Genomic DNA, 13217 nt, shown 5'->3' with positions numbered 1-13217 from the left:
AGGTCCGCACCGCCGGCGCCGGAGACCCGGCGGCAGCGTCCGGGAAGGCTCAGCTCATCCAGTTGCCGCCGTCGACGTTCAGGGTCTGAGCGACGACGTAGTCGGCGTCGGCAGCCCGACGCCGCCGGCCGCCGGTGACCAACGCGACCTTGGTGTCGAGTTTCATTTCGCCACCGCCTTTCCATCCGCATCGAAGCGGTAGATCCGGGCCGGATCGGGCGACAGCACCACCGCATCGCCGGCGCTGAGGCCGAGTTCGCCGATCACCCGCGCCGTGACGATGCCGCCCTCGGCGAGATCGACGTGAAGGAAGGTGTCGGAGCCGAGATGTTCGGCGACCGCCACCACGCCCTTCCAGCCTTCGCCGCCGCGTGCCGCCCGCATGTGCTCGGGGCGCACCCCGATGGTCGGCGCGCCGTGGGCGGCGGCGTAGGCCCCTTTGAGGAAGTTCATCTGCGGGCTGCCGATGAAGCCGGCGACGAACAGGCTGTTGGGCCGCTCGTAGAGCTCGATCGGGCTGCCGACCTGTTCGACGTTGCCCTGATTGAGCACCACGATGCGGTCGGCCATGGTCATCGCCTCGACCTGATCGTGGGTGACGTAGATCGCCGTGGTGCCGAGGTCCTTCTGCAGCCGCGAGATCTCCAGGCGCATCTGCACCCGGAGCGCCGCGTCGAGGTTGGACAGCGGCTCGTCGAACAGGAAGGCCTTGGGTTCGCGCACGATCGCCCGGCCGATCGCCACCCGCTGGCGCTGACCGCCGGAGAGCTGCCCCGGCTTGCGCTCGAGATAGGGGGTGAGATTCAGCGTCGCCGCCGCGGCCTCGACCTTGCGGGCGATCTCCGCCTTGGGCGTTCCGGCCATCTTCAGGCCGAAGCCGATGTTGCCGCGCACCGTCATGTGCGGATAGAGCGCGTAGGACTGGAACACCATCGACAGGCCGCGCTGGGCCGCCGGCAGGCCGGCGACGTCGCGACCGTCGATGAAGATATGGCCGCCGCTGACGTCCTCGAGCCCGGCGATCAGCCGCAGCAGCGTGGACTTGCCGCAGCCCGAGGGCCCGACGAACACCACGAAGGAGCCGTCGTCCACGGTCAGGTCGACGCCCGGGATCACGGTCACCTGACCGAAGACCTTGCGGACGCCCTGGAGTTGGATCTTGCCCATGGGTCAGTCTCCGTTCACTTGACGGCGCCGAAGGTCAGGCCGCGCACGAGTTGCCGCTGGCTCAACCAACCGATCACCAGGATGGGGGCGATGGCGAGCGTCGACGCCGCCGAGAGCTTGGCCCAGAACAGTCCTTCCGGGCTCGAATAGGCGGCGATGAACACCGTCAACGGCGCCGCCTTGGAGGTCGTCAGGTTGAGCGTCCAGAACGCCTCGTTCCACGCCAGGATGACGTTGAGCAGCAGCGTCGAGGCGATGCCCGGCAGCGCCATCGGCGCCAGCACGTAGACGATCTCCTTGAGCGTGGTGGCGCCGTCCATCCGCGCCGCTTCGAGGATGTCCTTGGGGATCTCCTTGAAGTAGGTGAACAGCATCCAGATCACGATCGGCAGATTGCCGAGGCACAGCAGGGCGACCAGACCCATCCGCGAGTCGAGCAGGCCGGTGTCGCGATAGAGCAGGTAGATCGGCACCAGCACGCCGACCGGCGGCATCATCTTGGTCGACAGCATCCACAGCAGCGTGTCCTTGGTGCGCTTGGACGGCGCGAAGGCCATCGCCCAGGCCGCCGGAATGGCGATCAGCAGCGCCAGCAGCGTCGAGCCGCAGGACAGGATCACCGAGTTCGAGGCATGCCGGAAGTAGTCGCTGCGGGTCTGGACGATGTGATAGTTCTCGAGCGTCCAGTCGAAGAACAGGAACACCGGCGGCGAAGCGAAGGCGTCGAGTTCGGACTTGAACGACGTCACCACCATCCACAGGATCGGGAAGAACAGGGTCAGCGAGGCCGCCCAGGCGATGACGGAGATTCCCGCCCGATAGGTCTTGGTGTGCTCGCGCGCCATTGTCAGGCCTCCAGATTCTTGCCGATCAGGCGGACCAGGAAGAAGGCGACGATGTTGGCCAACACCACTGCGACGATGCCGCCCGCCGAAGCGCCGCCGACGTCGTACTGGAGCAGCGCCTGGGCATAGACCAGGAAGGCGATGTTGGTGGTCTGGAGCCCGGGGCCGCCGCCGGTGGTCACCAGGATCTCGGCGAAGACGGTCAGGAGGAAGATCGTCTCGATCAGGATCACCACGGTGATCGGTCGGGCGAGATGGGGCAGCACGATCCAGATGAAGGTCGACACCGGCCCGGCCCCGTCCATCTCCGCCGCCTCCTTCTGCTCGCCGTCGAGCGACTGCAGGGCGGTGAGCAGGATCAGGGTGGCGAAGGGCAGCCACTGCCAGGCGACGATGACGATGATCGCGAACAGCGGCATCTCGGCGAACCAGTCGACCGGCGTGAAGCCGAACGACCGGGCGATCCAGGCGAACAGGCCCGACACCGGATGCATGAACAGGTTCTTCCAGATCAGCGCCGACACCGTCGGCATCACGAAGAACGGCGCGATCACCATCAGGCGGATGATCGGCAGGCCCCACACCGGCTGGTCGAGCAGCAGCGCGAAGAAGATGCCGCCGACGATGCTGATCGCCAGCACCGAACCGACCAGGACCAGGGTGTTGACGAGCGAGGCGAAGAACGCCGGGTCGGTCAGGAAGTAGCGGTAGTTCTCGAGCCCGACGTAGACCTCCGATCCCGGATCCAACAGGCTGTACCTGAGGGTCGAGAAATAGAGGGTCATGACCAGCGGCACGATCATCCAGACGAACAGCAGGACGACCGAAGGCGCGACCAGCAGGCGTCCGGCGGTCCGGGTTTGGCGCGTCGACATGGGGACCCTCCACTCGAGTGGCGTCGCGGTGAAAAAGGCCGCCCGGGGGGGGGCAGGTGCGATCCCCCGGGAGGCGGAGGTGGGCCGGCGTGGAGGACGTCGGGAGACGGCGCGAGGGCGCAGATCGTCGGGCTGCGGCGACGGCGGGGTGACCCGCCGGGGCCGTCGGTGACCGCCGAACGCCGGCGGTCACCCCGCGGCAGGGCTCACTTGATGTAGCCGGCCCGGGTCATTTCGCGCACCGCGGTGGCCTGCGCCGAGGCCAGCGCCGCGTCGACCGAGGTCGAGCCCGACAGGGCCGCCGAGAACTGCTGACCGACGGTGGTCGCGAGCCCCTGGAACTCGGGGATGGCGACGAACTGCACGCCGACATAGGGCACCGGCTTGACGGTCGGCTTCTTCGGGTCGGCGCTGTTGATCGAGTCGAGCGTCATCTTGGCGAAGGGCGCGGCCTTCTGGTACTCGGGGTTGGTGTAGAGCGAGGTGCGGGTGCCCGGAGGCACGTTGGCCCAGCCCTCCTTGGACGCGACGAGCGCGAGATAGCTCTTGCTGGTCGCCCAGGAGATGAACTTGGTCGCCGCATCGACCTTCTGCGAGCCCGCGGGAATCGCCAGGTTCCACGCCCACAGCCAGTTGCCGCGCTTGCCGAGGCCGTTGTCGGGGGCGAGCGCGAAGCCGACCTTGTCGGCGACCTTCGATTCCTTGGGGTTGGTCACGAAGGACGCGGCGACGGTGGCGTCGATCCACATGCCGCACTTGCCGGAGTTGAACAGCGCCAAATTCTCGTTGAAGCCGTTCGACGAGGCGCCCGGAGGTCCGGCGTCCTTCATCAGGTTGACGTAGAACTCCAGGGTCTTCTTCCACTCGGGCTGATCGAACTGCGGCGCCCACTTCTCGTCGAACCAGCGCGCGCCGAAGGAATTGGCGGTGGCGGTCAGGAACGCCATGTTCTCGCCCCAGCCGGCCTTGCCGCGCAGGCAGATGCCGTAGATTTCCTTGGACTTGTCGGTCAGCTTGCGCGCCGCGTCGGCGACGAAGGTCCAGGTCGGGGCGTCGGGCATCTTGATCCCGGCCTTGTCGAACAGGTCGGTGCGATACATCACCATCGAGCTCTCGCCGTAGAACGGCGCGGCGAACAACTTGCCGTCGGTGGTTAGGCCCGAGCGGATCGCCGGCAGCAGGTCGTCGACGTCATAGTCGGCGCCGAGCTTGTCGAGCGCCACCAGCCAGCCCTTCTTGGCCCAGATCGGCACTTCGTAGGTGCCGATGGTCAGCACGTCGAACTGGCCGCCCTTGGTGGCGATGTCGGTGGTCACCTTCTGACGCAGGGCGTTCTCCTCGAGGGTCACCCACTCGAGCTTGATGTCGGGATTCTTGGCGGTGAAGTCGGCGGTGAGACCCTGCATGCGGATCATGTCGCCGTTGTTGACGGTGGCGATCGTCAGCTTGGTCTCGGCCAGTGCCGGACCGACCACCAACATCGACGCCGCTCCGAGAAGCACACCTAAGAGAGCCTTCATGACCGTTGTCTCCCACATTTTTTGACTTGGCGCGAGCATTTGCTCTGTCGCTGATGGAATGCTCAATCCGGAGAGGCTAAGTGTCAATGCGGATTCGTTCTTGCAGCGCAATAAATCGGTGATCTCAGACGAAGGCCCGGAGTATCTTCCGCTGCATGGAAGGGCCGTTGCTCGGGTCTGCAGAGGGCCTTGAAGTGTTCCTGCGGCGACCTCGCGGCATCGGGAATACCCCTGATTGGGCCGAGGCTTGCGGGCGTTCGTTCGGGGTCGGGGCGGGTGTTCGCATTTTCGCGGGGCATGCCGCCGAGTGGCCTTGCGTCGGCGCGTCCGAGGCCGCGTCCTCGCATGTCGGCCCGACGGCGGCAGCGCGATGAAATCGCCGCCGTCGCCTCAGATCGGATCGGCGAGCAGCGCCCGCGCGGTCTCTTCGTCGGTGATCAGGCCGTTGACCAGACCGCCGATCAGCGCCGCACGGATCGCCGCGACCTTGATCGCCCCGCGCGCCACCCCGACCACCAGGGCGTCGGGCCGCGGCGCCGGCAGCACGCTGGTCACCCGGGCATTGACGTCGCTCTCGAGGATCCGCCCGCGGGCGTCGAACGACCAGCCGACGATTTCGCCGACCGCGCCTTGGCGCATCAGGGCGATCAGCTCGTCGTGGGAGACGAAGCCGTCCTGGTGGATCTGCGCCGTCATGTCGATCTGGCCGATGCCCACCAGCGCCAGATCGGCCTTGGCGGCGAGCGCCCGGATCCGCCGCACCGAGGTCAGATCGATCAGCAGGGCGTGCTCCTCGACCGACGATGAGAACACCGGCAAGGGCATCGGATAGTGCCGCGCCCGGGTCAGATCGGCGATCCGCGCCAGCACGTCGAAGAAGCTCGCCGCGCCTTCCGGCGAGATGTTGCCGACCAGCGATACCAGTCGGTGATGCGGGCAGTTCATCCGCGCCACCTGATCGACCGCGGCGCGCAGCGTCCGTCCGGTGCCGAAGGCGATCAGCACCGGCGTCTCGGAACGCAGATAGCCCTCGAGGAAACTCGCCGCGACCTCGCCGACCCCCAGCCCGATGTCGGTCGAGATCGGATCGGTCGGGGCGACGTCGCAATACTGCAGCCCGAAGGTCGCGGCGATGCGCTGCGCCAGTTCCATGCAGGCGGCGATCGGGTGGTCGAGCCGGAAGGTGATCAGCCGCTCGCTGCGCGCCAGCGACACCAGCCGCTGCGCCGTCTGGCGCGACACCTTGAGGCGCCGGGCGATTTCCTCCTGGGTGTTGCCGGCGACGAAATAGAGCCAGCCGGCGCGGGCGGCATCGTCGAGGCGGGTACTGTCGGAATCGGAGGCCATGGTCGGGTCGGCTCACAAGGGCGGGAAGTCGATCATACGGTGGAGGATGTGGTCGGCGCCGGCGCCCTCGAGGCTGGCCGCGCCGTCGAAACGGGCGTGATGGCTGCCGCCGACGAAGCCCCAGGCGGTCATGCCGGCGGCCTTGGCGGCGGCGATGCCGCTCGGACTGTCCTCGATCACCAGGCAGCGCGCCGGCGGCGTCGCCATCGCCTTGGCGGCATGGAGGAAGAGGTCGGGAAAGGGCTTGCCCCGCCGCACCATCGAGGCGTCGAAGATCCGCCCTTCGAAGCGCCGGTCGAGGCCGGTCAGGCGCAGCGACAGGCGGATCCGCTCGGGCGCGCTCGACGAGGCGAGGCAGAAAGGGACCGCGAGGCCCGCGAGCACCGCGTCGATGTCGGCGATCGGCAGCAGCGCCGCCTCGAAACGCTCGCGCAGAGCGGCGTGGAAGGTCGCCGCGAAATCGTCGGGCAGCGCTCGCCCGGTCGCGTCGCGATAGTCCTCGGCGACCGTCGCGAAGCTGCGCCCGAGGAACCGCTCGGCGATCTCGGCGGCGTCGATGGTCCAGCCGATCCGCGCCAGATGCGCGCCGAGACAGTCGAGGCTCAAGACTTCGCTGTCGACGAGGACGCCGTCGCAGTCGAAGATCACCAGATCCCATCTTCGCGGGCCGGCCGCCGGGGGCGTCCGAAGGGGTGAGGGCTGGTCCACCGATCGCTTCCGATGTCTGGCGCGCCCGTGGCGCCCGCCCAAGAGATGCGCATTTGCTCGAGGCGGTCAAGGGCGCCCTGCAGGCGGCCCGCCTCCGGCGCGCCGAGCGCGTGAGCGAAGACCGGCATTCGGCCTCGCCGCGGCGGCCGCGACCGCCTATCTTGTCGGCTCGTCGACCCCTCACGTCGTGGAGCCGTCATGCCGACCCTGTCGCCCTCGCTCGCCGCCTTCCTCGCCGAAATGCCCAAGATCGAACTGCATGTCCACGTCGAGGGGACGCTGGAGCCGGAGACCATCTTTGCGCTCGCCAAGCGCAACGGCGTCGCCTTGCCCTACGCCGACGTCGAGGCGCTGCGGGCGGCCTATGCCTTCACCGATCTCCAGTCCTTCCTCGACGTCTATTACGCCGGGGCCGGGGTGCTGCTGACCGCCGACGACTTCCACGACATGGTCTTCGCCTATCTCGAGCGCGCCCATGCCGATCGGGTGGTGCGCGCCGAGATCTTCTTCGATCCCCAGACCCACACCGCCCGTGGCGTCGCCATGGCCACGGTGATCGGCGGGCTCACCGCCGGCTGCGCCGCGGCCCGCGCCGCCCTCGGCATCGAGTCGGTGCTGATCCTGTGTTTCCTGCGCCATCTCGACGAGGACGACGCGCTGGCCACCCTCGAGGCGGCGCTGCCCCATCGCGAGAAGTTCGTCGGCGTCGGCCTCGATTCCAGCGAGGTCGGCCATCCGCCGGAGAAGTTCGCCCGGGTCTTCGCCCGCGCCCAGGCGCTCGGCCTGCGCCTCGTCGCCCATGCCGGCGAGGAAGGGCCGCCGGCCTACGTGACCTCGGCCCTCGACGTGCTCGGTGCCGAACGCATCGACCACGGGGTGCGCAGCCTCGAGGATCCGGTGCTGACCGCCCGCCTCGCCGCCGGCCGGGTGGCGCTGACCGTCTGCCCGCTGTCGAACCTCAAGCTGCGCGTCGTCGACACTCTCGCCGATCATCCGCTCGGCCGGATGCTCGACGCCGGCCTCGCCGCGACGATCAATTCCGACGATCCGGCCTATTTCGGCGGTTACGTCGGGCAGAACTGGCTGGAGACCTTCGAGGCCCTCGGCCTCGATCGCGACGCGGCGATCCGCCTGTCGAAGAACGCCATCGACGCCGCCTTCGTCGACGCCGCCGGCCGCGCCGCGCTGCACGCCCAGTACGACGCCTTCGTGGCGGGCTTCGATCCGGTCTGAACGGGCAGGGGAGGGCGCGGGGCCCTCACGCCATGCGTTCGGCCATCCGCTTCATCGCCGCGGCGAGGTGGTCGCGCATCAGGGCGGCGGCCTCCTCTTCGTCGCCGCGGACGATCGCCGCGACCAGACGGGCGTGTTCGGCGACGATGCCGTCGAGGGTCTCGCGATCGCCGAGCGCCAACACGCCGTGGTAGGAGGCGTTGCGCAGCGCCGACTGCAGCGACTCGACGATGTGGAAGATCAGCCGGTTGCCGCTCGCTTCCGAAATCGCCAGATGCAGGGCGGTGTCGTGCAGGCTGAACTCGGCCGCACCGCCGTGACCTTCGCGCATCTGCGCCATTATGTCGCCGAGGCGCGCGATGTCTTCGTCGCTGCGATGGCGCGCGGCGAGCGCCGCGGAGCGGATTTCGATGCCGACCCGCACGTCCATGACGTCGCGCATCGAGTCGTCGACGATCTGCATCGCCCGGCTGAAATAGACCCGGAGCACCCCGGAATCGAGATCGCGGATCGTCGCCTTCTTGCCGTTGGCGATCTCGATGATCCCCAGCGCCCGCAGCGCATTGAGCGATTCGCGCACCACCGGACGGCTCACACCCAGGCTTTCCGCCAATGTCGCCACCGCCGGCAGCGACGCGCCGGGCCTCAGATCATTGGTCAGGATGTAGTTGAGCAACGCCTCCGCCGCCCGCTGCGACAGCGATCCATGCTCCAGGCGCTTGAGGTCCAGGTTGGTCATGACGCCAGTGTGGCAGGAAGCGCGCGACCCCACAACCTATCTGTTAGGTTGACAGGTACGGGGCGCCGTGACACTGTCCGGCCGTCGTCCCCGACCGAGAGGTGCGCGGCGTCGCGGCGCTTACGCCCGCTGCGCGGGCACTGCCGCCCTCCCGGCCCTCGCGGTCGTCGACACCGCGTTCGGCGGCCATCGGCCGTCGGGCACCGACGCGAACGAACGGGATCCGCCGGGATCCGTCGACGGGGAGAAGACGATGCGCGTGGCCGTTCTCGGTGAATGTATGGTCGAGATCCGGCACGTCGATGCCGACAACGCCCGTTTCTCCTTCGGCGGCGATGTTCTCAACACCGCGATCTATCTGACCCGCCTCGGCCTCCCGACCCGCTTCGTGACAGCGCTCGGCGACGACCGCTATTCCGATCGGATGATCGAGCGCTGGACCGCCGAGGGCGTCCTGACCGACGCCGTGCGGATCATGCCGCGCCGCCTGCCCGGCATGTACGTGATCGAGACCTCGCCCAACGGCGAGCGCCGCTTCCTCTACTGGCGCACCGATTCACCGGCCCGCGACATCTTCACCGCCGCCCAGGCCGAAGAGACCACGCGCTGGCTGCTCGACACCGACGTGCTGTTCCTGTCGGGCATCACCCTGTCGCTCTATGGCGAGGCTGGGCTGTGGCGCCTGTTCGCGGCGCTCAAACAGGCCCGCCGCATCGGCGTACGGATCGTGCTCGACACCAATTTCCGCCCCCGCAATTGGCCCGATCTGTCGATCGCCCGGGCCGCCTTCTCCGAACTCGCCGACGTCGTCGACATCGTGCTGGCCGGTGACGAGGACCTCGGGCTGCTGTTCGGAACCGCCGATGCGGAAGCCACCCTGCGCGACTGGCTCGACTTCGACCGCACCGAAGTGGTGTTGAAGTGCGGCAAGGGCGATTGCCGGATCTGGGCCCAGGGCGCTCAGTACCGCGTCGCCGCCGAACGGGTCGACGACGTCGTCGACACCACCGCCGCCGGCGACAGTTTCGCCGCCGCCTATCTGGCCTCCCGCCTGCGCGGCGGCGCGCCCGACGCCGCCGCCCGCGACGGCCACCGCCTCGCCGCCACGGTGATCCGTCACCCCGGCGCCATCATCCCGCGGTCCGCCATGCCGGATTTCGCGGTCTAGCCCTCGCCCGAGAACGAGAAGAAACGAGAACGGAGAAACCAGATGAAGCACGATCGAATGGAGGTCCTCACCGCGATGATGGACCAGGGGATCATCCCGGTCTTCTATCATCCCGATGTCGAGATCTGTAAGAACGTGATCCAGGCCTGCGCCGACGGCGGGGCCAAGTGCATCGAGTTCACCAACCGCGGTGACTTCGCTTCGCACGTCTTCCTCGACGTCGCCCGCCATTTCGCCAAGGCCGATCCGTCGGTGATCATGGGCGTCGGCTCGATCGTCGATGCCCCGACCGCCGGTCTGTTCATCGCCAACGGCGCCAAGTTCGTCGTCGGACCGCTGCTCAACCCCGACGTCGCCAAGGTCTGCAATCGCCGCAAGATCCCCTACAGCCCCGGCTGTGGCTCGGCCTCGGAAATCGGTCAGGCCGAAGAGCTCGGCTGCGAGATCGTCAAGGTGTTCCCCGGCTCCTCGGTCGGCGGCCCCGAGTTCGTCAAGGCGATGCTCGGCCCGTGCCCCTGGACCAAGATCATGCCGACGGGCGGCGTCGAGCCGACTGAAGAATCGCTGAAGAAGTGGTTCGGAGCGGGCATCGTCTGCGCCGGCGTCGGGTCCAACCTGATCACCAAGGAACTGCTCGCCGCCAAGGACTACAAGGGCATCGAGACCAAGGTGCGCGAGACGATCGCCCTCGTCCGCTCGATCCGGGGGAAGTGAACCATGGCCGACAACATTCTGAACATCCGTAAGGCCGAAGACGTCAAGTGGGACTGCGTCTCGCTCGGCGAAGTGATGCTGCGCCTCGATCCCGGCTTCGGCCGGGTGCGCACCACCCGCACCTTCCAGGTGTCGGAAGGCGGCGGCGAGTACAACGTCGCCCGCGCCATGCGCAAGTGCTGGGGCAAGCGCGCCTCGGTGGTCACCGCTCTGCCGATCAACGACGTGGGTTGGCTCGCCGAAGACCTGATCATGCAGGGCGGCGTCGACACCTCGCACATCATCTGGCGCGAGTTCGACGGCATCGGCCGCAACACCCGCGTCGGCCTGAACTTCACCGAGAAGGGCTATGGGCCCCGCGCCGCGCTCGGTTGCAACGACCGCGGCTACTCCGCGGCCTCGCAGATCAAGCCCGGCGAAGTGAACTGGGAGAAGCTGTTCGGTGAAGAGGGCGTGCGGTGGTTCCACACCGGCGGCATCTTCGCGGCGCTCGCCCCCAACACCTCGGAAGTGGTGATCGAGGCGGTCGAGATCGCCAAGAAGTACGGCACGATCGTCTCCTACGACCTCAACTACCGCGGCCAGCTGTGGAAGAGCCAGGGCGGCAAGGAAGGCGCGCAGAAGATCAACCGGACGATCGCTCACCACGTCGACGTGATGATCGGCAACGAGGAAGACTTCACCGCCTGCCTCGGCTTCGAAGTCGAAGGCCTCGACGAGCACATCTCGAAGATCGACCCGGCCAACTTCAAGAAGATGATCGAGACGGCCGTGAAGGCCTATCCGAACTTCAAGGTGGCGGCCACCACGCTGCGCAACGCCAAGACCGCTTCGGTCAACGACTGGGGCGCGGTGATCTATGCCGGCGGCGCGTTCTACGAGGCGCCGATGCGCGAGAACCTCGAGATCTACGACCGCGTCGGCGGTGGTGACGGTTTCGCCTCGGGTCTCGCCTACGGCTTCATGGAAGGCAAGGGTCCGCAGGCGGCGGTCGAATACGGCGCGGCCCACGGCGCGCTGGCCATGACCACCCCCGGCGACACCTCGATGGTCAACGTCAAGGAAGTCGAAGCGATCATGAAGGGCAAGGGCGCCCGCGTCATTCGCTGACACGCACGTACACCCTTCGATCGGACCGGCCGCGGAACTGCCCTTCCGCGGCCGGTTTCGTATTGGGGGGGCGCCGGGCGCCTCAGATCCGCATCGCCGACAGCATGAACGGCCGGCCCTCGGGCGGGAAGGCCCCGCGCACCATCAATCCGGCGTCCTCGGCGACGATCTCCGCCGGCTCCCAGCCGAGCCGGTCCGGCGTCACCAGCACCCGCGCCCGGTTCGCCCGGCCGCCCAGCGCCGCGGCGATCGCCGTGAGCCTCGGGATGGTCGGCGCGACCACGTCCCACAGCGTCAGCACGTCGGGCTCGCGATCCTCGACCGCCACCACCGCGTCGAGCTCGGCGAGATGGACCAGCGCGATCTCCGGGCTCTCCAGCGCCTTGAGGAAGAACAGCGCCGGATGATCGGTGACCGCCGCGACCCGCGACACCGGGGTCCGGCGCGCGAACATCGCGCGGATCAGCGCGACGTCGGCGGTGTCTTCGAGCGACAGCCGCCGATGGTGCGGCCGCGCGCCCCCCGGCACCAGGGGGCCGCCGAACCACGATTCGACGATTTCCCGGAACCCGAAGGGCGTGTAGAGCGCCGGTGTCTCGGTGGTCAGCGTCACCACGGCAACCCGCGCGGCGGCGTGGGCGAGCGCCCGGTCCATCAGGTCGCGGAACAGGCCGCGCCCGCGCCAGGCCGGCCGCACCGCCACCGACTGCACGCCGAGGGCTTCGACCCGGTCGCCGTCGAGCCACAGCGTCTGCTGCACCAGATCGACGTTGGCGACCAGATCGGGCCCGCGCCACCAGCCGAACGAGACGAGGCTCGGATCGTGGCCGAACCGGTCGAGTGGCGTGACGTCGAGATCGAACACGTCGCGAATCAGGCGCGCCAACTCGGCCCGGCCCTCCGGCGCGGCGGCGGTGTCGAAGCGGTAGTCGAGTTCGCCGGGCGACATCGACGGTCTCGATCGGTCTCTGAGGTTCCGCGTCACACCGACTCCCGCCGTCGCGCGGCCCGACGGATCTTCACGACGGGCGATGCCGCGGCGCCCGGGCTCGCCGCTCACGGCTTGCCGTAGACCTTCAGGAAGATGTCGACCGCATCGGCCACCGCCTCGTCGATCTCGGCCGGATCGGCCGCCTCCTCGACGCAGAACATCAGGCGCTTGTGGATGTCGGACTGACAGATCTGGATGAACACCAGCGCCGCCTTGCGGCTGTCGGCGATCTCCAGGCGCCCTTCGGCGACCTGCCGGTCGAGATAAGCCGACAACCGCCGCAGACCGAACACCGGTCCGGCCTCGTAGAAGGCGCGGCCGATCTGCGGGAACTTCGGCGCCACCGCCATCACCGTACGCACCTGGGCGATGTGGTCGGGCTGGGCCATCATGGTCAGCAGCGATCGCCCGACCCGGGTCAGGACGGTGCGAATGTCGCCGCCCTCGCTCTGCCAGCGGCACATCTGCTCGGCCTGTTGGCGCTTGTCGTGACGGACCAAGGCTTCGAACAGCGCGTCCTTCGACTGGAAATAGACGTAGAGCGTGCCCTTGGAGACCCCGGCGACCTTGGCGATGTCGTTCATCGAGGCGCCGTCGAAACCGTCGCGCAGGAACACCGCCCGCGCCCCGTCGAGGATCTGGCGCGCCTTCTCGTCGTTGTGGCCGGGCATCGGCACCGGGGCCGCCTCGGGATCGGCCGTCTGCAGGCGCAAATCGCTGTCGTGAATGTCGGACATCGCCGTTCTCGTCTCTCTTCGCCGGCCGCCGCATCGTTCCCGATCGGGGTCTGCGTTTCACCG

General features: G+C 68.2%; 13 protein-coding genes. 4 read left to right on the top strand and 9 right to left on the bottom strand.

Annotated features, from left to right (window positions below; all coding sequences use genetic code 11):
• Positions 1-162: 162 nt before the first annotated feature.
• From EYW49_RS13575 to EYW49_RS13550, 6 genes are all read right to left on the bottom strand, one after another.
• A complete protein-coding gene (locus EYW49_RS13575) occupies positions 163-1167 on the bottom strand; it encodes an ABC transporter ATP-binding protein (protein ID WP_131310127.1) in 1005 nt (334 codons plus the stop codon).
• 14 nt (positions 1168-1181) lie between these two features.
• Positions 1182-2012: a carbohydrate ABC transporter permease gene (locus EYW49_RS13570; protein ID WP_131310126.1), complete on the bottom strand. Its 831-nt coding sequence runs from the start codon at positions 2010-2012 to the stop codon at positions 1182-1184.
• A 2-nt stretch (positions 2013-2014) separates the two neighbouring features.
• On the bottom strand, positions 2015-2887 hold the full coding sequence (locus EYW49_RS13565; RefSeq protein WP_131310125.1) for a carbohydrate ABC transporter permease: 873 nt from the start codon (positions 2885-2887) through the stop codon (positions 2015-2017).
• 206 nt (positions 2888-3093) lie between these two features.
• Positions 3094-4407, bottom strand: coding sequence for an ABC transporter substrate-binding protein (locus tag EYW49_RS13560; protein WP_228259605.1), 1314 nt, complete (start codon positions 4405-4407; stop codon positions 3094-3096).
• 390 nt (positions 4408-4797) lie between these two features.
• Positions 4798-5754 (bottom strand): sugar-binding transcriptional regulator, encoded by a 957-nt coding sequence (locus tag EYW49_RS13555; protein WP_131310123.1) that lies wholly within the window; start codon positions 5752-5754, stop codon positions 4798-4800.
• A gap of 12 nt (positions 5755-5766) precedes the next feature.
• The gene (locus EYW49_RS13550; protein ID WP_265937399.1) at positions 5767-6402 is read right to left on the bottom strand and encodes an HAD-IA family hydrolase; all 636 of its coding nucleotides are present in this window, start codon (positions 6400-6402) and stop codon (positions 5767-5769) included.
• 258 nt (positions 6403-6660) lie between these two features.
• Between EYW49_RS13550 and EYW49_RS13545 the strand changes: the two genes are divergently transcribed.
• Positions 6661-7695: an adenosine deaminase gene (locus EYW49_RS13545; RefSeq protein ID WP_131310121.1), complete on the top strand. Its 1035-nt coding sequence runs from the start codon at positions 6661-6663 to the stop codon at positions 7693-7695.
• 25 nt (positions 7696-7720) lie between these two features.
• Here the strand turns inward: EYW49_RS13545 and EYW49_RS13540 are convergent, their stop codons facing one another.
• A complete protein-coding gene (locus EYW49_RS13540) occupies positions 7721-8434 on the bottom strand; it encodes a FadR/GntR family transcriptional regulator (RefSeq protein WP_131310120.1) in 714 nt (237 codons plus the stop codon).
• A gap of 253 nt (positions 8435-8687) precedes the next feature.
• Here EYW49_RS13540 and EYW49_RS13535 point away from each other — a divergent pair, with 253 nt between their 5' ends.
• Genes EYW49_RS13535 through EYW49_RS13525 form a run of 3 tightly spaced genes read left to right on the top strand, consistent with a single transcriptional unit; the run spans position 8688 to position 11426 of the window.
• Positions 8688-9602, top strand: a complete 915-nt coding sequence (locus EYW49_RS13535; protein ID WP_131310119.1) for a sugar kinase — start codon at positions 8688-8690, stop codon at positions 9600-9602.
• Between the two features lie 42 nt (positions 9603-9644).
• A complete protein-coding gene (locus EYW49_RS13530) occupies positions 9645-10316 on the top strand; it encodes a bifunctional 4-hydroxy-2-oxoglutarate aldolase/2-dehydro-3-deoxy-phosphogluconate aldolase (RefSeq protein ID WP_131310118.1) in 672 nt (223 codons plus the stop codon).
• Between the two features lie 3 nt (positions 10317-10319).
• Complete coding sequence (locus EYW49_RS13525) at positions 10320-11426, top strand: sugar kinase (RefSeq protein ID WP_131310117.1); 1107 nt, start codon at positions 10320-10322, stop codon at positions 11424-11426.
• Between the two features lie 82 nt (positions 11427-11508).
• On the opposite strand, the gene EYW49_RS13520 is transcribed toward EYW49_RS13525, so the two are convergent.
• The gene (locus tag EYW49_RS13520; protein WP_131310116.1) at positions 11509-12375 is read right to left on the bottom strand and encodes a GNAT family N-acetyltransferase; all 867 of its coding nucleotides are present in this window, start codon (positions 12373-12375) and stop codon (positions 11509-11511) included.
• Positions 12376-12482: 107 nt separating this feature from the next.
• A complete protein-coding gene (locus EYW49_RS13515; protein ID WP_228259604.1) occupies positions 12483-13154 on the bottom strand; it encodes a TetR/AcrR family transcriptional regulator in 672 nt (223 codons plus the stop codon).
• Positions 13155-13217 lie beyond the last annotated feature (63 nt).

It is taken from the genome of Siculibacillus lacustris (assembly GCF_004328075.1).
GTDB classification, from domain to species: domain Bacteria; phylum Pseudomonadota; class Alphaproteobacteria; order Rhizobiales; family Ancalomicrobiaceae; genus Siculibacillus; species Siculibacillus lacustris.
The sequence above is the reverse complement of the archived record's forward strand: the minus strand, read 5'-3'. Positions and strand labels throughout refer to the sequence as shown.

Coding starts and splice junctions, on each gene's coding strand:
- EYW49_RS13575 (WP_131310127.1), bottom strand. CDS start 1,167: ATGGGCAAGATCCAACTCCAGGGCGTCCGCAAGGTCTTCGGTCAGGTG.
- EYW49_RS13570 (WP_131310126.1), bottom strand. CDS start 2,012: ATGGCGCGCGAGCACACCAAGACCTATCGGGCGGGAATCTCCGTCATC.
- EYW49_RS13565 (WP_131310125.1), bottom strand. CDS start 2,887: ATGTCGACGCGCCAAACCCGGACCGCCGGACGCCTGCTGGTCGCGCCT.
- EYW49_RS13560 (WP_228259605.1), bottom strand. CDS start 4,407: ATGAAGGCTCTCTTAGGTGTGCTTCTCGGAGCGGCGTCGATGTTGGTG.
- EYW49_RS13555 (WP_131310123.1), bottom strand. CDS start 5,754: ATGGCCTCCGATTCCGACAGTACCCGCCTCGACGATGCCGCCCGCGCC.
- EYW49_RS13545 (WP_131310121.1), top strand. CDS start 6,661: ATGCCGACCCTGTCGCCCTCGCTCGCCGCCTTCCTCGCCGAAATGCCC.
- EYW49_RS13540 (WP_131310120.1), bottom strand. CDS start 8,434: ATGACCAACCTGGACCTCAAGCGCCTGGAGCATGGATCGCTGTCGCAG.
- EYW49_RS13535 (WP_131310119.1), top strand. CDS start 8,688: ATGCGCGTGGCCGTTCTCGGTGAATGTATGGTCGAGATCCGGCACGTC.
- EYW49_RS13530 (WP_131310118.1), top strand. CDS start 9,645: ATGAAGCACGATCGAATGGAGGTCCTCACCGCGATGATGGACCAGGGG.
- EYW49_RS13525 (WP_131310117.1), top strand. CDS start 10,320: ATGGCCGACAACATTCTGAACATCCGTAAGGCCGAAGACGTCAAGTGG.
- EYW49_RS13520 (WP_131310116.1), bottom strand. CDS start 12,375: ATGTCGCCCGGCGAACTCGACTACCGCTTCGACACCGCCGCCGCGCCG.
- EYW49_RS13515 (WP_228259604.1), bottom strand. CDS start 13,154: ATGTCCGACATTCACGACAGCGATTTGCGCCTGCAGACGGCCGATCCC.